Origin of the sequence: Gracilimonas halophila, from assembly GCF_042684365.1 — a bacterium.
Lineage (GTDB): Bacteria > Bacteroidota > Rhodothermia > Balneolales > Balneolaceae > Gracilimonas > Gracilimonas halophila.
Genome location: NZ_JBHULI010000002.1, coordinates 304,869 through 324,983 on the forward strand (window position 1 = coordinate 304,869; position 20,115 = coordinate 324,983).

Genomic DNA, 20,115 nt, shown 5'->3' on the forward strand with positions numbered 1-20,115 from the left:
AAATAAAAAAAGCGAAAGGTTATTCACCTTTCGCTTTTAAAAAATGATGTCTGAAAAAAGCTTAGTTAGCAGCTTCCAGCTCAATACTAAAACTTTGTACCATATCAGTTACTTGCTGATTGTCAAGGATGCCACCAATGATATAAAAATCATTTCCGGCTTTAGCTACACCGCGGTGATCCATACTTGGGGTAGGCTGGGTGCCTAATTCAACCCATTCGTTAGTATCAAGGCGGTAGGCAAGTACATTGCTATCCGGGAAAGATGGTTTAAGGTTGTAACCAATTCCGTTGTAGTTGTACGGGTTATCGGTTCCTCCAACAAAGACGACCATTTCAACAGGGCTTTCAACGCCAACGGCAGCCATTCTGTAACGTGCATTTCCAGGATGCTGCCTAATTCTGGTCCAGTCAATAACGGTTGGGTCCTCGGTATTAATTTCACCGCGGATACTACCGGGTGACATTTTAAAAATACGTTCGCCTTCATCCACAATAGCTTGAACGCCATCCGACAAGATCATGGTGTTTCCAACAATTCCACCGGCATGACCAAAAACAGGAGGTCCCGCATACGGAGTGGCATGTTCCCAGGAATTTGTTTCGGTATCATACACCTGTACATTTGAAACATTATTGGTGTTATTCCATCCACTTACTAAGTAAATGTAGCGGTCTTGATATACAAGAGATACAGCATCTTCTACGGGAAGCAACATATTAGCAACACGTTCATAAGAATTTGCTGCCGGATCATATTTGAAAACTTCCTGAGTTGATACTTCAGATCCATCTTCAGCAACCGTATAGCCGCCAAAAATATAGATATTTCCGTTTACGTATTCTGCAGTACTTGCAAGTCTGCCGATCCCGTCAGGCACACCGGGGATTTCTTCCCAAGTACCATTTTCAACATCATAACGAGCCGCAAAATCAGTAACATCTTCATGGGTTTTGCCTTCTTCCAAACCTAGAAAGGTATAAAGGTATACTTTCCCGTCAATGGTAGCTGAAGTTACAGCGTTATTAGAAACAGGCATGGGCAATGATTCTGCTTCTGACCAGTCCAGCGAAACTTGCTTTGGTGTTTGCTGGCAGGATGCGACAAAAAATACAAGGGTTAAAAGTGATAATATTCTTTTCATTTGTGTAATAATGGACTTATTGTCTATTTGTTAATTACTCTGAACACGAAAATTTTGCTTAAAGAATGTGTTCAGTTTTTAATTATTTTTAAGTCTTAAATATAAGGTTTTTATATGTCCTCTTTTAAAAATAAAATTGTTTTAATAACCGGTGGCGCGAGTGGGATCGGATTGTTAATGGGGCAAAAATCACTTGAGAGAGGTGCAGAAAAATTAATCATTTGGGATGTTAATGAGGAGGCCTTGATAAAGGCTGCATCCAAGCTCACCAGAAAAGGATATTCACTTAGTACTGACGTTGTCGATGTAAGTGATCACCAGCGTGTTCTAAAAATGACAGAAAAAGTTCTCGAAGAGCACGGCCGGGTAGATATAATCTTCAATAATGCGGGCATTGTAGCCGGTAAAAATTTTGAAGAACATTCCATGGAAAGTATTAAGAAAACTATGGATGTGAACAGCCTTGGAATGATGTATGTAGCTCGGGCATTCCTTCCTTCCATGAAAAAGCATGGAGACGGCTATATCATTAACATTGCCTCAGCAGCAGGCTTAACGCCAAACCCCGGGATGACGGTTTATGCGGCCAGTAAATGGGCAGCCGTGGGCTGGTCAGAATCATTAAACCTTGAGCTTGAGAAAACCGGATCGTCTGTTAAGGTTCTAACTGTTATGCCAAGCTATATAAATACCGGAATGTTTGCGGGAGTAACAGCCCCTCTGCTCATGCCGCTTTTGGACCCGGATGACATCACAACAAAAATACTTGATGCTGTTGAACGCGGAAAAGCACGCCTCAGAGAACCATTTATGGTGAAGCTAACTCCTTTTATCCGTGGAATTTTGCCCGCGAAGGTCTATGACTTTGTAGCCGGTAAGATCTTTGGGGTATATGGTTCAATGGATTCATTTATAGGAAGGAAAAATAAAGATTGATGGACACAGCAAGATTACTGGAAAAACAGAGAACCTATTTTCGGTCAGGAGCCACAAAGTCGGTTGAGTTTAGAATTCACCAGCTTCAAACTTTGAAGAAGTTATTGAGTGAACATGAAGATGAGCTCTTTGAGGCAGTATATGCTGATTTTAAAAAACCGGAACTTGAGACCTATGCCACTGAGCTCGGCATCCTTCATAATGAGATCAGTTACACCATTAGGAATTTAAAAAATTGGGCAAAACCAAAACGATTGAAAGGGACGTGGATAAATTTTCCCTCATCAAACTATACCATCGCTGAACCCTATGGAGCCGTCCTGGTCATAGCCCCATGGAATTACCCGATCCAGTTAGCCCTTTTACCGTTAGTAGGAGCCATTGCAGCGGGGAACACCGTAGTGGTGAAACCCTCTGAACTCACTCCACATACTACATCAGTTTTAAGCCGTTTGATGAGCAAGTGGTTTAAGGAAGAATTTATCGCAATTGTTGAGGGTGGAGTTGAGACCAATCAAGCACTGTTGTCAGAAGATTTTGACCATATTTTTTTTACAGGTAGTAGTCGTGTTGGTAAGATTGTGATGGAGGCGGCCTCTAAAAACCTAACCCCAGTGACTTTGGAACTTGGTGGTAAAAGTCCTTGCATTGTTGATGATACCGCGGATCTTGAAACAGCTGCTAAACGTATTGCATGGGGTAAGTTTTTAAACGCAGGACAAACTTGTGTAGCTCCTGATTATATAATGGTTAAGGCTTCCGTTAAAGATAAATTTTTGGAATATCTCAAAGAATCCATTCGCTCCTTTTATGGTGTGAATGCGAAGTTAAGTCCCGATTACCCTCGTATCGTTAATGAAGACCATTTTGGAAGGCTCGTTTCATATTTATCAGATGGCGAAATATACTACGGCGGTAAAACGGATCAAGAGGAATGTTATATAGAACCAACAATTTTGACTGATATTAAAGAGCGTGCACCGGTGATGGAGGAAGAAATATTTGGCCCCATTGTGCCGATTATCACATTTAATGATATTGGGGAAGCCATTGATCTCATCAACTCAAAGCCTAAGCCGCTGGCACTATATGTATTCACCAGGGAGAAAGAAACAGAAGACCGGATCGTAGAGAAATGTTCATTTGGGAGCGGTGCTGTTAATGATGTGGTTGCACATCTTGGGAATCACCATTTACCTTTTGGCGGAGTGGGTAAAAGTGGAATGGGAGCATACCACGGAAAGAAAAGCTTTGATACCTTTTCCCACTTCAAAGGGATCATGAAAAAGCCGCTTTGGTTGGATATCCCATTTCGGTATGCTCCTTACAAAGGAAAGCTAAAATGGATAAAAAAAATTCTGAAATGAGTACAGAGACCTTCAAAGCATTTTATGTTGAAGAAACATCAAAAGGAAACTTCCGGGGAGAAGTGAAAGATGTTCCTATGTCATTTTTGCCTGATCATGAAGTGCAGGTGCAGGTTCAATTTTCCTCTCTTAATTATAAGGATGGTCTTTCGGCTTCTGGTAATAAAGGGGTGACCCGAAATTATCCTCATATTCCCGGTATTGATGCCTCAGGAGTTGTAGTTAAAGACGAAAGCAAAACATTTGAAAAAGGACAGAAAGTAGTAGTAACCGGCCGGGATCTAGGATCAAATACGCCGGGCGGTTTTGGAGCTATGATCCGCGTACCTAAAGATTGGGTGGTTGCTTTGCCGGACGGCCTGGACTTGAAAACAGCGATGAATTATGGAACCGCTGGTTTTACGGCAATGTATGGTATAAAGCGTTTGGAGCGTGAACTGATCTTACCGAATGAGGGCAAGGTTTTAGTGACCGGAGCTACGGGTGGGGTAGGATCGCTTGCTGTATTCTTTCTATCTGAACTTGGTTATGAAGTAATAGCTGCTACCGGCAAAATGCATAAGGTAGAGTTTCTGAAAGAGCTTGGAGCAGATGAAGTCATTCACCGGGATGAGATCACAAATGTAGATAGCAATTTTCTGCTAAGCCGTGAGTGGAATGGTGCCATAGAAACCGTGGGTGGGGAAATGCTGGATGCGGTGATCCGGCAGACCAATCATGATGGAGCTGTTGCTTGTTGTGGGAATATTTTAGGCCATAAACTTACGACCAATATTTATCCATTTATTTTGAGGGGGGTGAGTTTACTTGGTATTGATTCAGCCATTTGTAAAATGCCGATGAGACTTAAGATCTGGGATACCATTGCGAATATTGATCATAAGAAATTGCCTGAGAAATTTTCAAAAATGGTACAACTGGGGGATTTGATAAAAGAGATAGACCGGATCCTGGAAGGAAAGCAAGCCGGAAGAGTAGTAGTAGAACACAAATAAAAAAGCCTGCTATTGGGAATAATAGCAGGCTTTGAATAATCATAAAGCAGCGGTCAAACTACTTTATGTGAGTTATGGGTATTTGTTTGATCTAGTTCATTTTTAAGCGGCATTTTGAGAAAGCATTTCGTTTTTCTCTACGGCTTTCTGTAAGGTACCGGACAATTCGTTACTTGATACTGGCTTTAATAGGAAGTCAATGTAGTCTACTGTTTCTGCTTTTTTCAGGATGGAAGAAGAGTTATCTCCTGATAAGAAAATGACAGGGATATTAGAGTATAGTTCCCTTAGTTTTTCCACCGTTTCAATCCCATTCAGTTTACCTGCGAGTTGAATGTCTATAACCAAAACCTCAGGATTCAACTCGTCAAATTTTTCCAGTGCTTCCTCCCCGCTTTTGGCTTTGCCAACAACGGTGTAGCCAAGCTTTTCTATCATTTTTGCTTCAACGATGGAAAGAAGCGGATCATCCTCAACTATCATTACCCTTTTTGAAGGTCCCATAGTGCCTCTTAAATATTAAAATTCCTTAACATCAACATATTAAGATTTTTTAATATTAACCAATGAATATCTGTAATTATTGCAATCAAAAGAACAAAAGTTGTAAGCTGAAGCTGCAAAATCAGAATAATATCTATGATCACTCTTCACAAAAAAAAGGATCACATAAATTCCGATAAGTTGGAAAGCAGGCTCGAGGATCTCGTGATCGCTTTCAAGAGGGAAATTCATGCCGAAAATGAAGCTGGATTACCTTATATCGTTGAGGATGGGATTGTTTATAAAACTGAAGAGGAGATCGAGGAATGGATGATTGAACTTACCGCAGAATTAAATTGGCAGCGATCGCTAAGCGGAGACGGATGCTACATTGATCCCGAAAAGGGGAAGATCTGCTAACAATTCAGAGTTTGCTTCTCCAGGTATTTAAAGCGTTAAAAGCTTTGGACATCCTGGAACCATACCAGCTGAACCATTCTCCATTTACCAATTCTATTTTGGCAACAGGACATGCTTCTTTTATCTCTTGTATGTGTTTCTCTTTAAAAGGATAGGGTTCACTGCTCAATAGAATAAGATCCGGGTTCTTGGATTCCAGTTCTTTTAACGTGGTTTTAGGGTATCGGGTTTGATCGCCATATACATTTTTTAAATGATATCGTTCCAGTACGTGATGAATATAGGTGTCTTTGCCCACGGTCATCCAGGGATCTTTCCAGATGAAGTAGGCCACGGAAAGTTCGCGCTCACTGGGAATCTCAGAAAGTAATTTTGTGGCCTTGGATACAAGTTTTTGAGCTTTATTATTAACCCCAAGTGTAATACCCAATGAACTGATCTCAAGTAATGCATCTTCCACCGACTCAATATCTGTAACCTGTACGTGAGTATAGGCCTGTAATACCTCAATGTCTTCTTTACGATTTTCCTCTTTGTTGGCGAGAATGAAATCAGGCTTAAGTTCAATGATCTTCTCGAGATCAGGTTTTTTTGTACCCCCTACAATCTCAATATCTTCAACATCATCTTCCGGGTGGATGCAGAAACGTGTACGCCCGATAAGCTGACCTTTTAATCCAAGGTCGATCAATAGCTCGGTTAAGCTTGGAACGAGTGAAACGATTCGCTTATAAGGGAATTCAGACATAGTTTTTAATAATACTTTCCGCCTGGCGACAATAACTTCCGCCAAACAAATTGGCATGAACGAGTATGGGGTATAAGTTGCAAAGGCTTATCCGTTCTTCAAAACCGGGCTCAACTGGAAATTGTTCATTATATCCGTTGTAGAAATCTGCGGAAAATCCACCAAAGAGCCGCGTCATTGCAAGGTCCATTTCCCGATGCCCGTAATAAACGGCAGGGTCATAGATACTTGCTACTCCTGATTTGGTAAACATAAAGTTTCCACCCCACAGATCTCCGTGAAGCAAAGCCGGTTGCTCCTGTGGGAAAATAGAACCCAGATTTTTATAAAGGTGCTCTACATCTCGAAATAGTGAGCGAGTCAATTTCCCGGACTCAACCCCCAATTTGATCTGCGGCTCTATGCGCTCAAGGGCAAAGAAATCAGGCCAGTTGGAATGATTCGTATTTGATTGCTTCAGTTTCCCGATAAAATTATCATGATCAAGACCAAAGTAGGAGTTAGACGTACAATGAAGTTTGGCTAACTCAACACCAAATTTATAAGAAGAGTCAGGCTTTCCTCCCCCTTCTTCTATCCATTCTAAAAGAAGATATTCATCAGATATGGCCAAGGCTCTGGGGATAACAAGGTTTGTATCAGATTTACGTAACAAATTCAGCCCTTTTGCTTCGGCTTTGAACATAGTTTCTTGAGGATTCTCATTCCACTTCAGAAAAGCAATATTTCCTGAATCAAAAGTAAGTTTATGGGCATGATTGATATCACCACCATGGACGGATTCTTTTGATACAATCTTGTCGTTGAGTTGGGATTCTAAAGTGGTCTGAATGTTCTCAGAAAGCATAATTATTACTTAATAAAAGAATTCAATTCGTTGAGAAGCGCTTGTGTACTTCGGTCCAGAACGCGGAAAACATTCTCAAACCCTTCCTGACCTCCATAATATGGATCGGGAACCTCCCCATTACCGGGTTCGGGATCAAACTCGCGCATCATTTTAATTTTTTCGGAGAACTTATTTTTTCGGTCTAACTCTTTGATATTTGATAAGTTCTCAGAATCCATAGCCAGAATCAGGTCAAACTCCTCAAGGTCAGCATACTCAAATTTTCGGGCTTTTGAAGGCAGGTGTACACCATGTTTATTAGCTGTAGCCTGACTTTTACTGTTGGCTGATTCACCCACATGATAAGCGGCCGTTCCCGCAGAGTCTATGTAGAAATAATTATCGAGTCCTTTTTGGTTAACCTTATGGATAAAAAGACCTTCTGCGGTTGGGCTTCGGCAAATATTTCCAAGGCATACAAATACAAGCTTATAAGGGTCTTCTTTACTGATAGGTCTTAAATATGAGTTGCTCACGTTTTAAAAGATGTTTAGAGATGATGATTGGCAATTTTATGGATCATTTCAATTTTAATGGAACACTGATAGTATAACGACTGAGCCTTAGCGTCAAGTTCCAGATTTTTTGGTTGAAGGTTGTACATGCTTTTCCCTGATATTTTGTATATTTGAGGCTTAAAACTATTCGCGGAACTAAGTTTTTTATGACAAAAAAATTCGAAGAGATTAAGCAAGTAAGTTTTCCGAAATCAGAAGTCGAAATTCTGAATTGGTGGAAGGAGCACAAGATTTTTGATAAAAGTCTCAAAACCCGTGAGGATGGGATTCCTTTTACTTTTTATGAAGGCCCACCTACTGCTAACGGTAAGCCGGGTATCCACCATGTGATGGCCAGAACGGTTAAGGATATGTTCTGCCGATATAAGACGCTCAAAGGTTTCAAAGTAGAGAGAAAAGCAGGTTGGGACACGCACGGACTTCCGGTAGAAATTGAAGTTGAAAAAGCGTTAGGGCTCGAAGGTCGTGAGCAAGTTGAAGAGTATGGTATAGAAAAATATAATGCTGCATGCCGTAAGAGTGTACTTAAATATAAGGATCTGTGGGATGAACTCACCTCTCGCATGGGTTACTGGGTAGATCAGGACGACCCTTATGTTACATTTGAGAATAACTATATAGAATCAGTCTGGTGGGCTTTTAATAAGCTTTACAATAAAGGCTTGGTGTATAAAGGATACAAGATCCAATGGTATTCCCCGGGTAGCGGAACGGTTCTTTCTTCCCATGAAGTGAGCTTGGGTTATAAGGAAACTCAGGACCCTTCCATCTATTTTAAATTTAAAGTTGATGGAGAAGAAAATACCTACTTCCTGGCCTGGACAACCACACCATGGACAGTAGTTTCGAATATGGCCATTGCCGTAAATCCAAATCTGGACTATGTGAAAGTTGCTCATTTCGATGAGACCTTTATCATGGTCAAAGATTGTGTAGAAGATGTGCTTGGCGAGGACTATATCATTGAAGAAGAGATGAAAGGTTCGCAGCTGCTTCACAGAACCTACGAACCGATCTTTGACTACGCTCTTAAAGAATTTGACAAAACCGAAGCCTGGAAAGTGATCCCGGCTGATTATGTGACCACAGAAGACGGAACCGGGGTGGTTCATACTGCACCGGCTTTTGGTGCCGATGACTACGAATCATGCCAGAAAGCCGGGATTCCAATGTTTAACCCGATAGATCGGGACGGAAAGTTTACAGACAAGGCCCCGGATTTTGAAGGACAGTGGTTTAAGGAGGCCGACAAAGAAATTTCAAAAGCTATCAAGGAGAAGAACCGCATGTATAAGCATGAGACTATGGTTCACAACTATCCTTTTGACTGGCGTAAAGGCACTCCGCTTATGTCTTACCCTGTAGAGTCCTGGTTTATTGAAACCACCAAGATGAAAGATCGAATGGTGGAGTTGAATAAGAAAATTAACTGGAAGCCGGAAAGTACCGGTTCAGGTCGTTTTGGAACATGGCTCGAGAATAACGTGGATTGGGCCGTATCCCGTCAGCGTTATTGGGGAACACCGATCCCGATTTGGGTAAGTGATAAAGACCCTGAGTATGTGGAATGTATCGGAAGTATGGATAAGCTTCGCGAAAAAGCCGGACTGGATGAAGATGCTGAGATCGATCTCCATCGCCCGTTCATAGATGATATCACATGGGAAGCGCCTGATGGCGGAACTATGCGCCGTATTCCGGATTTGCTCGATGTTTGGTTTGATTCCGGAGCGATGCCTTTCGCTCAGTGGCACTATCCGTATGATAATGATCATGATTTCCAGGTGAACTATCCGGCAGATTTTATAGCTGAGGGAGTGGATCAGACCCGTGGATGGTTTTATACCTTACATGCCTTAGGTACCATGTTGTTCAATGAAGAAGCCTATAAGAATGTAGTTTCCAACGGGCTTGTACTTGATGAGAACGGCGAGAAAATGAGTAAATCAAAAGGAAACACGGTAGATCCTTTTGAGGTGATACAGGAGTTCGGAGCCGATACCGTTCGCTGGTATATGATGAGTAATTCCTCGCCATGGGAAAACCTGAAATTCAGTATAGACGGACTCAAAGAAGTCCAGCGTAAGTTTTTTAACACCATTGTTAACACTTACTCTTTCTTCGCCATGTATGCGAATATTGATGGATTCAACTTCTCAGGAACAGCGATACCGATCGCAGATCGTCCGGAAATTGATAAGTGGGTGATCTCACGCCTCAACAGTACCGTAAAAGTTGTGGAAGAATATCTTGAAGATTATGAGCCAACTAAAGCTGCCCGTGAGTTGGAAAACTTTGTAGAGGAATTAAGTAACTGGTACGTTCGTCGAAATCGTCGCCGTTTCTGGAAAGAAGGAAATACACTTGATAAGACAGCTGCATACCAAACCTTGTATGAATGCCTGAGTAATCTTAGTAAAATGATCAGTCCGATCGCTCCGTTTATTGGCGAATGGCTGTATCAAAAACTAAATTCTGTGACCCAGCAAGAAGAAGAGTCTGTTCATTTGGCATTCTTTCCAACGGTAGAGGAGACGGCCATAAACAAAGCGCTTGAGCATAAGATGGAAATGGCGCGGCTTATCTCCTATATTGTATTGCGAGTTCGTAACCAGATAGAGATGAACGTTCGTCAGCCCTTAGGGAGAATCATTCTTCCTATAAAAGATGAAAGTGAACGACAGGCTATTGAGTCGGTTCGGGATATCATTTTGGAAGAAGTGAATGTTAAGGACATTCAGTTTGTGGATGATGATTCAGGAATCGTGGAGAAATCAGCGAAGCCAAACTATCCGGTATTAGGTAAACGATTAGGCCCAAAGATGAAAGCTGTTGCAGCAAAAGTAGCTAAGCTCAGCACCGAAGAGATCACTCAGTTTGAGAAAAATGGATGGATCGATCTCGATGTAGAAGATGAAACTATTCGTATCGATTCTGAGGGACTCGAAATAGTTCGTACCGGGCTGGAAGGCTGGACGGTTGAAACTGAAAAAGGACTCAGTGTTGCAGTGGATACTGCTTTAAGTGAAGATCTGATTCAGGAAGGAATTGCCCGGGAATTTGTAAATCGTGTGCAAAATATGAGAAAGGAAGCTAACTTTGAAGTAACCGACCGTATTGCTATCGGCTTCACAGGGTCTGATGCAATTAAGGAAGCTGTTGTTTCCATGAGTGATTATATTAAGAAGGAAACACTGGCAGAAGAAATTCAAATTACGGAGTTGGAAGTTTCCGACTTTACTAAGAAATGGGAAATTAGTGATGAAGAGTGCACTATCTCCATCCGAAGAAATATTAATTCATAACTAAGCAGCTATGTCTACTGAAGAATCAAAAAAGGACGAAAGAGTATCTCCATATACTGATGAAGAATTGGAATATTTCCGCGACATAATCATCAAAAAGATGGAAGAAGCAGAAGAAGAAGTAAATGCTTTACAACGTACGCTGCGTGAAAGTATGGAAAATGCTTCGAATGAATCTGCTTATTCTTATCACATGGCGGATGCCGGTACTGATGCTCAGGAGCGCGAAAAAACCTATATGCTTTTTAACCGAACCAAGAAGTTCGTGAAGTATCTGGATGATGCCCTCAAGCGTATTGATAACAAAACCTATGGCGTTTGCAAAGTAACAGGAAAAAAGATCGCTAAAGGTCGATTGGAAGCTGTGCCACATACGCAGTTAAGCATTGATGCCAAACTAAAACGCAGGTAACTCCACGCTTTGAACAAACAAAAGCTGACGGCCATTTTTGTGCCTGCATTTATTGTGCTGGCTTTAGACCAGCTCACAAAGTGGCTTATCCGAACTTCGCCTGAGTTGCAAAATAAAGTCCTAATAGAAGGGTGGTTGCAATTTTACTATACCAAAAATCCGGGTATGGCACTGGGGATCGATGTGTTTTCTACCCCTGTGATAAGCGTTATCGCCATTTTGGCGGTATCTGGGATTTTATTCTATATCATCAAAAATATTGAGGAAGCTACCATAGGGTACTTATTCTGTATGGGGCTGATCATTGGCGGAGCATTCGGAAATATTTCTGATCGCCTTTTTATGGGTTTGATCATGGACTATGGCGGGGTGTTGGAAGGTCATGTAGTCGACTTCATTTATTTTTCTCTTCAAATTGGAGACTGGACGGTCTTTCCTTATATCTTTAACGTGGCCGATGTTGCTATTTCCTGCTCTATTATCTTTATCCTGATCTTTAATCGCAGGTTTTTTATTACGCAGAATGGGGAATCAGAAACAGAAGAATCCGTAACGGAATCTGAAGTAAAGACTGATAGTACTTTGAATTAGGAATAGTAGTTAGTACAAACAAACTAACTATTCTCTTCTCCCTCAAACGGATACTTTTGCGTAGAAAAGTCGAAGTTATGATCAATAGGTACCTGATCTACGATCTCCAGCCCAAAACTTTTGATCCCGATTCTCTTGACAGGGTTATTCGTCATCAGCTTTAGCTTGCGGATGCCAAGTGATCGCAGGATCTGGGCGCCAACTCCATAATCCCGGGTATCCCCTCGGGGACTTATATCTTCTTCATTCTCAGAAACTTTCCCCTGTTGTAAGGCTTTCAGGGTTTTAAGCTGGTTTACCAAAACCGAACCACGCTGATTTCGGTTCATATACAGAACCACACCTTTTCCTTCCCGCTCTACCTGAAGCATAGCCTGATGAAGCTGTTCACTGGTGTCTTTATTGCGGGCCCCAAAAATATCTCCGATCAGGTCGGATGAATGAACGCGGGTAAGTACCGGTTCCTCTTTGGTCCAACTGCCTTTTGTAAGGGCAAGATGAATATCGCCGGTCAGTTTTTCTTTGAAGGCTCGAAGGCTGAAATCACCATACATGGTTGGAAGGTTAACATCCATCACTTCTTCAACGAGTGTCTCATTTTCATTCCGGTAAGCGATGAGATCCTTGATAGTGATGATCTTCATCTCAAACTCTTCCGCCATCTTGATGAGCTCGGGGACGCGGGCCATTTCACCGTCTTCTTTCATGATCTCACAAATGATTCCCACCGGCTTTAGCCCGGCAAGGCGTGCAAGATCAATGGCAGCTTCAGTATGCCCGGCGCGGCGAAGAACGCCGCCTTCTACAGCCAACAGTGGAAATACGTGACCAGGACGCCGGAAGTCAACGGGTTTGGAATCGTCACTGGCTAGTTCACGAATGGTGTTGGCACGATCCTGCGCAGAAATCCCGGTAGTGGTTTGACGCTTATGATCGATCGAAATGGTGAAATTGGCTTCATCCGGATCAGCTCCTTCCTGCACCATATGCCGGAGTTTAAGCTTGTCGGCTTTTTCCTTTGTTATAGGAGCGCAAACGAGTCCGCGACCATGTGTCACCATAAGGTTGATGGCATCTTTGGAAACCATCTCGGCCGCCATCAGGAAATCTCCTTCATTTTCCCGGTCTTCATCGTCAACCACAATAACCATTTTACCATGTTTGATATCTTCAATGGCCTCGGTAATGGTATTGAAGTGGAAATCCTGACTCATAGCTTTACTTCACTTTGCGCTGCAGAATATCAGAGCAGCTTTATAAATTATTTATCCTTTTTATTAGGATTTACATCGGTGATAGCAGACTTTAACATGCGTATCTTGGTGCCACTGTCTACGTCAACCAAAACTTCCGTTTCTTCGATCTTGTCAAGAATACCGATGATTCCGGATGAAGTAACGATCTTATCCCCTTTTTTCATATCAGAGACCATTTGCTGGATCTCTTTTTGCCGCTTACTCTGCGGACGGATTATAAAGAGATAGAATACAAGGAAGATCGCTCCAAGAAAAACAAGGTTGATAATTCCGGCGCTTTCGTCACCGGGAGCTCCCATAAAAAATAGAGGTAGAAATTGCATAAGTATTAATTAGTGTGCGATTATGTTTTTGCGGGCAAAAGATACGAATTCCTGCATTGAAAGACGATGGTGGATTTGTGAATAGAAAATCAGGTATAGTGCCATAGCCAAATTACGTTCCTCTCTCTGGATTGCAGCAAAGCTGATTCCTGTCTCTCTCCAAAGAGAGACAAGTTCTTGCCAAAGCCCCGTACTTGTGTCCCTTTGGAGGGACAGGAAGAATGAGCTTGCTCATTACTTCCGGGGAGGACAGTCAGGAATGACACTCAAAAGTAAATCCCGGCCTAACTAAACAAAGACTTTAGGAATTTCTGATGCTTCTCTTTGTTTTTCTGTATTAAAAGTGGAATCCCAAAGGCATAATCTACCATCTTATCAGTGAAATCATGGCTTACAAAAGTGTTCATCATTTTGGACTTGGATGATACGATAATAAGGTCAGTTTGATCGACCATTGCCTGATTATAGACAACATCTGCTACCCGCTCTTTCTTTTGCAATGAGAGTACATAATTGATCCCATCTTCAAGGCCGGGTTGCTTTTTAAATTCCTCTAATTTCTTTTTCACCTTTTGGTCCACTTCCTTTTTATCCTTTTCAGAAAGGGTATAAGGGAAAAACTGGGCTCGATATCTATAGATGTGTTGACCGGTAACAGTCCCTCCATCGGACAATTCTTTAGCCGTTTTGATCGCTCTACCCGATTGCTCAGAAAAGTCGACAGGGGCAAGAATATTCTTCATACTGTAACGACTGTTCTCGGGAACAAGAAGAACAGAATTAGCCACATATTTGAGAATTCTTTTTGGGGTGATACCTTCTCCGGTATATCCAACCTTCTTACCCATTAATAAGAGATCGGGTTCAATAGAGTTTACTACATCAATGATCTGATCGGTAGGTTTCCCGGTTTTGATCATGATCCTGATTTCTATGGAATCATCATCGAAGTGGCCACTGACTTTATCATTCAGCTCATTACGGATGAGATCGAGAAATTCATCTTCGGATTCAATTTCCGGAAATTGTTCTGCTAACTCTAAAGCCGTAGGTCCCGATTCAACCGTGTGAAAGAAAGTGATGGTTTTAGGTTTTACGACGGAGGTTAAAAATGCAGTGTATCCGATAAGGATATCGTCCATGTTGGACAAGTCGAGACATGCTAACCAATGTTTTGAATCTATCATTTTTATACCTCTAATCTGATTTTTTTTGTTTTTGAATTGCTTTCATAACTAACTCGCGATAAGACTCTCTCTCCTTATCTCTGTCTTTTCGCAGGTAATCCTGATGTTCTTTTTCGAGCCCCCGTTTCAGGCTGTAACACATGACGAGCAACACAAAAACAAAAGGCAAGCCCGTACTGATGGCTCCGGCCTGAAGAGCTCCAAGCCCGCCGCCCAAGAGCAGTACAGCTGCTACAAGACCCTCTGTAGACGCCCAGAAAATACGCTGGCCAACAGGGGCGTCAAGTTTGCCGCCACTTGTTAACCCATCGATCACCAATGAGCCTGAGTCAGATGAGGTTACAAAAAAGCTCAACACCAGGATGATGGCGAGGAATGAAGTGACCATAGACCACGGGAATTGATCAAGTAAGATAAACAGGGAGGTAGTTTGGTCTGCTTCAACGGCGGAGGCAATTTCAGCGATGCCATTTGTTTCAAGGAAAAGCGCACTTCCTCCAAAACCGCTCATCCATAAGAAAGTAAGCATGGTCGGAACGATCAAAACACCCAATACAAATTGTTTAACACTTCGACCCCGTGAAATTCTGGCAATGAACATCCCAACATAAGGTGACCAGGAGATCCACCAGGCCCAATAGAAAACAGTCCATGAAGACATAAATGAACCCTCTTCATACGACTGTGTCCAGAAAGAATAGGTTCCAAAATTCTGGGCATAGTGTCCAAGATTTTGAATGAAAGAACTAAGAATATATAAGGTAGGACCTACCACCAGAATGAAAAGCAGGAAGAGTCCGGCAAGGCGGATGTTGAATTCACTTAAAACCTTTACTCCCTTATCAATACCGAGTACAACAGAGACTACGGCAATAGCAGTAACTCCGGCTATAATGATGATCTGAAGATTGGTAGTATTTTCAAAGCCAAACACATATTCCATGCCGGCACCTGCTTGTGCTGCACCTAATCCAAGAGAGGTGGCCAAACCAAAAAGGGTGGCCAATACAGCTAAAATATCGATTACATCTCCAATCCATCCATTGATACGATCGCCCAGAATCGGGTAGAACACAGATCGGAAAGAAAGAGGCAGATCGCGGTTGAATGCAAAAAATGCCAATGCTAATGCTACGATAGCATAGATAGCCCATGCATGAAGTCCCCAATGCAGAAAGGTAACGCCCATCGCATCCCGGATAGCCTCAGTAGATCCAACCTCGGCATGTGGTGGTGAAATTAAATGCCACATTGGTTCGGCCACAGCATAGAACATAAGCCCGATTCCCATTCCCGCACTAAATAACATGGCAAACCAAGCCATTGTACTAAAGTCAGGTTCTGCGTCTTTTCCACCTAAGCGGATGTCACCATATTTACTGAAAGCAAAATAAAGTGCAAAACCAATGAAAATGTTAACAGCACCGACAAATAACCAACTGGCAGCATCAGTGATACCCACCCTAACGGAGTTGAATGCCTCGTTAGCAGCGTCACCGGCCCAGATCACCCCAACTATCAAAGCTGTGATCAAAATAACGGAAGGCCAGAATACCGGTTTGTGAATGTCGAAATATTTATTGATCCCCGTTTTCTCACCCGGGTCTTTTTCTTCTCCTCTTATTGCCATGTTGGTAAATTTGGAAAGTTAGAATTAACTCAATAATTGCCGAAAGCGGGGCAAAATGTCGTAAGGAGAGCGAGAATTCTGAGGAATGGAATTGCTCAGATTTATAGTGAAGAAATGCTCCTGAATTTGATTATTCATCGGCCTCATGTACTCCTTATAGAAATTAACTAATGCTGAAAAGGTCAGCTTATTGAAATAACTGATAATTATAAAGTAATACAGCGTCCAATAATTCCATATAGGGTATATAAAATGCAGATGAGTATCAAATAATTGATATTGAAGTTTAAATAATGATATGCTTTATGCTTAAGTATAAATATAATAATCAAATACACAGGTTTTAATAAAATTTCTTCCCATCCGTAGCATACTCACTTAAAATTTTGGCAGGTTTAAATCTTGGTCCATGTGCTTCAGTGAATTCATTTAGTTTATCTAAAACGTTTTGGACCCCGGTTTGATCGATGTAGCGGAAAGGTCCTCCAAGAAATGGAGGGAATCCAAGTCCTAAGATAGCCCCAAGGTCGCCATCTTCCGGAGATTTCAAAATACCTTCTTGCAGGCACCAGGCCGCTTCGTTGATCATGGTCAGCGCCATGCGGAGCTGTGCTGTTTCTTTATCGGGATTATTTCGACTGGAGCCGCCGAAATGTTCGTAGATCTCCGTGTTGACTTCCTTCTTCTTGCCGGAAGCATATTTATACATTCCACGTTTATTTTTTCGGCCTTTGTAACCGGCATCAAGTAACTCCTGTGCACGATTGGAAGTATCCACCCCGCGCTCGGCAAACATGGCCGACATGGTTTCGGCTACATGCGCTCCCACATCAATCCCCACTTCATCAAAAAGTGCCATGGGTCCCACCGGGAATCCCCAGTCTTTCATGATCTTATCGAGAAACTCAATGGAAGCCCCTTCCTCCAACAATTTGAGAGCTTCATTCATATAAGGAGCTAAAATTCGTGTGGTGTAGAAACCCGGTCCGTCTTTCACCACGATCACATTCTTCCCCTGATTCACCCCAACCTGAAATGCGGTTTGTGTTACCCAATCTGCGGTTTGGTCGGTTGTGATGATTTCAAGCAATGGCATTTTCTGAACCGGTGAGAAGTAATGCATCCCAATTACGTTTTCGGGTCGTTTTGCACCTTTTGCAATTTCTGAGATAGGCAGTGAGGAGGTGTTGGATGCAAAAATGCAGTCGTCATCGGAAGCAAATTCAACTTGCTCTACAATGGTACGCTTCAGTTCCAGGTCTTCGAAGACGGCCTCGATAACCAGGTCGACAGAACCAAAGCCATCATATGAATCAACTCCTGTGACTTTACTGGCCATTTTATCCCGCTCAAATTCTGAGATGATTCTTTTTTGGGCTTTTTCATTAAGCGATTTCCAGATCTCTTTTTCGCCCTGTGCAGCCTGGTCAATAGTTTGATCTTTCAATAGTACGTTATAGTCCCCTTTATCTATGCTTACCTCAGCTATTCCTGAGCCCATCAATCCTGCTCCCAGAACTGCCAACTTTTTAACCGGTCTTAGCAGGTCAGGATTAGGCACTTTCTTGGAGGCATTCATTCCGAAAAACAGATCTACTAAATTCCTGGATTCCTGAGTAGCTCCCAACTCGCCAAATAGTACCGTCTCGTTTTCAAGTCCTTTTTCAAGTCCATGCTTATATCCGTATTCCACAGCGTCAATGATCTTTGGCGGAGCCGGGTAATTTCCTTTGGTTTGTGAAATAGTTTTCTTTCTTGCCTGGGAGAAGATGATCTTTCGCCCGATCGGGTTACCTTCAAGCAGTTTCTCCACCAAAGACCGCTTATCTTTTCGGTTGAACTTTCCCTCTGCGATCTTATGAACTGCTTTTATCGCGGCGGACTCAATGGCATCTTTATGAGTCACTTCATCCACCAGTCCCATTTTTCGTGCCTGACGGGTATAGATATTTTTCCCTTGCAACATATAGGTCAGCGACTTCTGGATACCGATGGTTCGGGGTAGTCTTTGTGTTCCTCCGGTTCCGGGAAGTAATCCCAGTTTAACTTCCGGAAGAGCAAATATCGTTTTTGAGCTATCCGAGCAAACCCGATAATGACATGCTAAAGAAAGTTCGAGCCCTCCCCCCATACAACTCCCATGAACGGCTACGGCAATAGGTTTTGGAAAATCTGCAATCCGATTCAGGATCTTATGTCCGTTTTTACTGAGCTGTTCAATTTCTTCAGCCGTATCCCGCTCCTGAAACATATCGATATCAGCCCCGGCAATGAAGTTATCCTTTTTACCTGAGATCAGGACAGCTCCTTTCAGTTTGTCATTCGATTCCAACTCATCCAGGAAAGAAGAAAATTCATCCATCATGGATTCATTCAGCTTGTTCACCTTCTCACCGGGAAGATCGAGGGTGATAATGGCGACGGAATTCTTATGGGTGATGTTTAGGTAGCTCATGGTGTGTGTTTATAAATTAACCCTTCGGTAGAAACGCGATGCATCGCGTTTCTACCGAAGGGTGGAAAATTTTGATTAACTAGAATACCGCTCCAACACAATCGCATGTCCCTGGCCTCCTGCTGCACAGGCGGAAACGAGGGCATATTTTCCATCTTCACGGATCAATCGGTTAGCGGCTGTGGTAACAAGCCGAACGCCGGTGGCTCCGAATGGATGCCCTAAAGAAAGGGAGCCGCCCAGCGTATTCAGCTTATCCATGGGTATCTCACCAACTTTCTTATCCTTGCCCAGTGATTCCTTTGCAAAGGTATCAGAATCCAGGGCGGCCAAAACAGAGAGCACTTGTCCTGCGAAGGCCTCGTGCAATTCGATCACATCCATGTCTTCCAATGAGAGCTTCATGGCATCCAGAACTTTGGGTATGGCATAGGCCGGGCCAAGCAATAATTCTTCACCGGGATCCTGAGCCACGAAATTATATTCACGAATATAAGCTTTGGGTTTCAGTCCCAATTTCAAAGCTGTTTGCTCTTCCATAATAAAGCTGGCGGAGGCGCCGTCTGTTAAAAAGGAAGAATTACCGGCAGTAACAGTTCCGTGAGGTTTGATAAAAGCGGGACGAAGCTTACTTAGTTTCTCCATCGAAGTGTCTTCGCGAAAACCGTTATCGTGTTTAACCACATCAAATTCAGGAGGGAGTTTGGCGGGGATAAGTTCGTCATCCAGTAGCCCTTCATTCGTCGCTTTGGCAGCCAGATGGTGAGAACGCATGGCATATTCATCTTGATCTTCCCGTGAGATCCCAAACCGTGCGGCCATTCGGTCGGCACTCTCACCCATAACTTCACCTGTTGAAAATTCTTCAATAGCCGGCAACTCCGGAAGAAGATCTTTGAATCCCAATCCCTTGAAAAACTTCAGAAAATCGAGCGGTGATTTATATTTTCGGGCTTCCAATACTTTTTGTCGGAATTTCTTTTTGAAGCGAACCGGGATGTCGGACATGGTCTCGGTTCCGCCTGCCAAAATGATCTTTGCTTGTCCTGAGCGGATCAGGTCAACGCCACTTGCAATAGCCTGGTTGGAAGAAATACACGCCATGGTGGTGGTGAAAGCAGGAACAGAATTTGGGATGCCTGCACCGAGCGCACTTTCGCGTGCTACGTTGCTGGTTTTCACTTCCTGAATGACTGTTCCCATGATCACCCGATCAATATCAGCGGGATCAATAGGATTTCGGGCAAGTAATCCTTCGATGGCCATACGCCCCAGATCATAGGCCATCAGATCATTATAGTTAGTAGAAGAGCGCTGGAAGGGTATTCGGCATCCATCAACAAGAACAGCTTTTGGAGAGTTATCTTGGCTTGTATCCATAATCAATTTGGGTGAATAAATTGTTCAGTAAGGGCATATTACGATGTGCCCTTACTGAAATTAAAACACTAAAACT

Annotated in this window: 18 protein-coding genes; 7 read left to right on the top strand and 11 right to left on the bottom strand. The window is 42.7% G+C overall.

Going from position 1 to position 20,115, the window contains the following annotated elements; genetic code table 11:
* Positions 1 to 61 precede the first annotated feature (61 nt).
* Positions 62 to 1,144: a Kelch repeat-containing protein gene (locus tag ACFSVN_RS02520; RefSeq protein WP_390298126.1), complete on the bottom strand. Its 1,083-nt coding sequence runs from the start codon at positions 1,142 to 1,144 to the stop codon at positions 62 to 64.
* 114 nt (positions 1,145 to 1,258) lie between these two features.
* Here ACFSVN_RS02520 and ACFSVN_RS02525 point away from each other — a divergent pair, with 114 nt between their 5' ends.
* The 3 genes from ACFSVN_RS02525 to ACFSVN_RS02535 are packed head-to-tail and all read left to right on the top strand — an operon-like array spanning position 1,259 to position 4,442.
* Positions 1,259 to 2,080, top strand: a complete 822-nt coding sequence (locus ACFSVN_RS02525; RefSeq protein ID WP_390298129.1) for an SDR family oxidoreductase — start codon at positions 1,259 to 1,261, stop codon at positions 2,078 to 2,080.
* On the top strand, positions 2,080 to 3,447 hold the full coding sequence (locus ACFSVN_RS02530) for an aldehyde dehydrogenase (RefSeq protein WP_390298132.1): 1,368 nt from the start codon (positions 2,080 to 2,082) through the stop codon (positions 3,445 to 3,447). Before ACFSVN_RS02525 ends, ACFSVN_RS02530 begins: the two co-directional genes overlap by 1 nt.
* A complete protein-coding gene (locus ACFSVN_RS02535) occupies positions 3,423 to 4,442 on the top strand; it encodes a YhdH/YhfP family quinone oxidoreductase (protein ID WP_390298135.1) in 1,020 nt (339 codons plus the stop codon). Before ACFSVN_RS02530 ends, ACFSVN_RS02535 begins: the two co-directional genes overlap by 25 nt.
* Positions 4,443 to 4,544: 102 nt before the next feature.
* Here ACFSVN_RS02535 and ACFSVN_RS02540 read toward each other — a convergent pair whose 3' ends face one another.
* Positions 4,545 to 4,946 (bottom strand): response regulator, encoded by a 402-nt coding sequence (locus ACFSVN_RS02540; RefSeq protein WP_390298138.1) that lies wholly within the window; start codon positions 4,944 to 4,946, stop codon positions 4,545 to 4,547.
* A gap of 135 nt (positions 4,947 to 5,081) precedes the next feature.
* Between ACFSVN_RS02540 and ACFSVN_RS02545 the strand changes: the two genes are divergently transcribed.
* Entirely contained in the window at positions 5,082 to 5,345 is a 264-nt protein-coding gene (locus ACFSVN_RS02545; protein WP_390298141.1) for a hypothetical protein, read from the top strand.
* Between the two features lie 4 nt (positions 5,346 to 5,349).
* Here the strand turns inward: ACFSVN_RS02545 and ACFSVN_RS02550 are convergent, their stop codons facing one another.
* From ACFSVN_RS02550 to ACFSVN_RS02560, 3 genes are read right to left on the bottom strand one after another with little or no spacing between them, the layout of a single operon-like run.
* On the bottom strand, positions 5,350 to 6,093 hold the full coding sequence (locus ACFSVN_RS02550) for a helical backbone metal receptor (protein ID WP_390298143.1): 744 nt from the start codon (positions 6,091 to 6,093) through the stop codon (positions 5,350 to 5,352).
* Positions 6,086 to 6,940 (bottom strand): fructosamine kinase family protein, encoded by an 855-nt coding sequence (locus ACFSVN_RS02555; RefSeq protein ID WP_390298146.1) that lies wholly within the window; start codon positions 6,938 to 6,940, stop codon positions 6,086 to 6,088. Before ACFSVN_RS02555 ends, ACFSVN_RS02550 begins: the two co-directional genes overlap by 8 nt.
* A 5-nt stretch (positions 6,941 to 6,945) precedes the next feature.
* Positions 6,946 to 7,458, bottom strand: coding sequence for a low molecular weight protein-tyrosine-phosphatase (locus ACFSVN_RS02560; RefSeq protein WP_390298149.1), 513 nt, complete (start codon positions 7,456 to 7,458; stop codon positions 6,946 to 6,948).
* 188 nt (positions 7,459 to 7,646) lie between these two features.
* Here ACFSVN_RS02560 and ileS point away from each other — a divergent pair, with 188 nt between their 5' ends.
* From ileS to ACFSVN_RS02575, 3 genes are read left to right on the top strand one after another with little or no spacing between them, the layout of a single operon-like run.
* Positions 7,647 to 10,805 carry an isoleucine--tRNA ligase gene (ileS, locus tag ACFSVN_RS02565; RefSeq protein ID WP_390298152.1) on the top strand — a complete coding sequence of 1,053 codons (3,159 nt, stop codon included), beginning with the start codon at positions 7,647 to 7,649 and terminating at the stop codon, positions 10,803 to 10,805.
* A gap of 10 nt (positions 10,806 to 10,815) precedes the next feature.
* Positions 10,816 to 11,217 (top strand): TraR/DksA family transcriptional regulator, encoded by a 402-nt coding sequence (locus ACFSVN_RS02570; RefSeq protein ID WP_390298155.1) that lies wholly within the window; start codon positions 10,816 to 10,818, stop codon positions 11,215 to 11,217.
* Positions 11,218 to 11,226: 9 nt separating this feature from the next.
* Positions 11,227 to 11,808 (top strand): signal peptidase II, encoded by a 582-nt coding sequence (locus ACFSVN_RS02575; protein ID WP_390298157.1) that lies wholly within the window; start codon positions 11,227 to 11,229, stop codon positions 11,806 to 11,808.
* Positions 11,809 to 11,831: 23 nt separating this feature from the next.
* Here the strand turns inward: ACFSVN_RS02575 and ribB are convergent, their stop codons facing one another.
* The 6 genes from ribB to ACFSVN_RS02605 all read right to left on the bottom strand — a co-directional run bounded on the left by ribB (position 11,832) and on the right by ACFSVN_RS02605 (position 20,039).
* Entirely contained in the window at positions 11,832 to 13,022 is a 1,191-nt protein-coding gene (gene ribB / locus ACFSVN_RS02580) for a 3,4-dihydroxy-2-butanone-4-phosphate synthase (RefSeq protein ID WP_390298160.1), read from the bottom strand.
* A gap of 47 nt (positions 13,023 to 13,069) precedes the next feature.
* Positions 13,070 to 13,387: a preprotein translocase subunit YajC gene (yajC, locus tag ACFSVN_RS02585; protein ID WP_390298163.1), complete on the bottom strand. Its 318-nt coding sequence runs from the start codon at positions 13,385 to 13,387 to the stop codon at positions 13,070 to 13,072.
* Between the two features lie 284 nt (positions 13,388 to 13,671).
* The gene (locus ACFSVN_RS02590) at positions 13,672 to 14,574 is read right to left on the bottom strand and encodes a universal stress protein (protein WP_390298165.1); all 903 of its coding nucleotides are present in this window, start codon (positions 14,572 to 14,574) and stop codon (positions 13,672 to 13,674) included.
* A gap of 10 nt (positions 14,575 to 14,584) precedes the next feature.
* The gene (locus ACFSVN_RS02595) at positions 14,585 to 16,204 is read right to left on the bottom strand and encodes a BCCT family transporter (protein ID WP_390298168.1); all 1,620 of its coding nucleotides are present in this window, start codon (positions 16,202 to 16,204) and stop codon (positions 14,585 to 14,587) included.
* A gap of 343 nt (positions 16,205 to 16,547) precedes the next feature.
* Entirely contained in the window at positions 16,548 to 18,659 is a 2,112-nt protein-coding gene (locus tag ACFSVN_RS02600) for a 3-hydroxyacyl-CoA dehydrogenase NAD-binding domain-containing protein (protein WP_390298171.1), read from the bottom strand.
* 75 nt (positions 18,660 to 18,734) lie between these two features.
* On the bottom strand, positions 18,735 to 20,039 hold the full coding sequence (locus ACFSVN_RS02605; protein ID WP_390298174.1) for an acetyl-CoA C-acyltransferase: 1,305 nt from the start codon (positions 20,037 to 20,039) through the stop codon (positions 18,735 to 18,737).
* Between the last annotated feature and the right edge of the window lie 76 nt (positions 20,040 to 20,115).

Bases quoted from the DNA above. Each gene is read 5' to 3' on its own strand.
- ACFSVN_RS02520 (WP_390298126.1), bottom strand. From the start codon at position 1,144: ATGAAAAGAATATTATCACTTTTAACCCTTGTATTTTTTGTCGCATCC.
- ACFSVN_RS02525 (WP_390298129.1), top strand. From the start codon at position 1,259: ATGTCCTCTTTTAAAAATAAAATTGTTTTAATAACCGGTGGCGCGAGT.
- ACFSVN_RS02530 (WP_390298132.1), top strand. From the start codon at position 2,080: ATGGACACAGCAAGATTACTGGAAAAACAGAGAACCTATTTTCGGTCA.
- ACFSVN_RS02535 (WP_390298135.1), top strand. From the start codon at position 3,423: ATGGATAAAAAAAATTCTGAAATGAGTACAGAGACCTTCAAAGCATTT.
- ACFSVN_RS02540 (WP_390298138.1), bottom strand. From the start codon at position 4,946: ATGGGACCTTCAAAAAGGGTAATGATAGTTGAGGATGATCCGCTTCTT.
- ACFSVN_RS02545 (WP_390298141.1), top strand. From the start codon at position 5,082: ATGATCACTCTTCACAAAAAAAAGGATCACATAAATTCCGATAAGTTG.
- ACFSVN_RS02550 (WP_390298143.1), bottom strand. From the start codon at position 6,093: ATGTCTGAATTCCCTTATAAGCGAATCGTTTCACTCGTTCCAAGCTTA.
- ACFSVN_RS02555 (WP_390298146.1), bottom strand. From the start codon at position 6,940: ATGCTTTCTGAGAACATTCAGACCACTTTAGAATCCCAACTCAACGAC.
- ileS (WP_390298152.1), top strand. From the start codon at position 7,647: ATGACAAAAAAATTCGAAGAGATTAAGCAAGTAAGTTTTCCGAAATCA.
- ACFSVN_RS02570 (WP_390298155.1), top strand. From the start codon at position 10,816: ATGTCTACTGAAGAATCAAAAAAGGACGAAAGAGTATCTCCATATACT.
- ribB (WP_390298160.1), bottom strand. From the start codon at position 13,022: ATGAGTCAGGATTTCCACTTCAATACCATTACCGAGGCCATTGAAGAT.
- yajC (WP_390298163.1), bottom strand. From the start codon at position 13,387: ATGCAATTTCTACCTCTATTTTTTATGGGAGCTCCCGGTGACGAAAGC.
- ACFSVN_RS02590 (WP_390298165.1), bottom strand. From the start codon at position 14,574: ATGATAGATTCAAAACATTGGTTAGCATGTCTCGACTTGTCCAACATG.
- ACFSVN_RS02595 (WP_390298168.1), bottom strand. From the start codon at position 16,204: ATGGCAATAAGAGGAGAAGAAAAAGACCCGGGTGAGAAAACGGGGATC.
- ACFSVN_RS02600 (WP_390298171.1), bottom strand. From the start codon at position 18,659: ATGAGCTACCTAAACATCACCCATAAGAATTCCGTCGCCATTATCACC.
- ACFSVN_RS02605 (WP_390298174.1), bottom strand. From the start codon at position 20,039: ATGGATACAAGCCAAGATAACTCTCCAAAAGCTGTTCTTGTTGATGGA.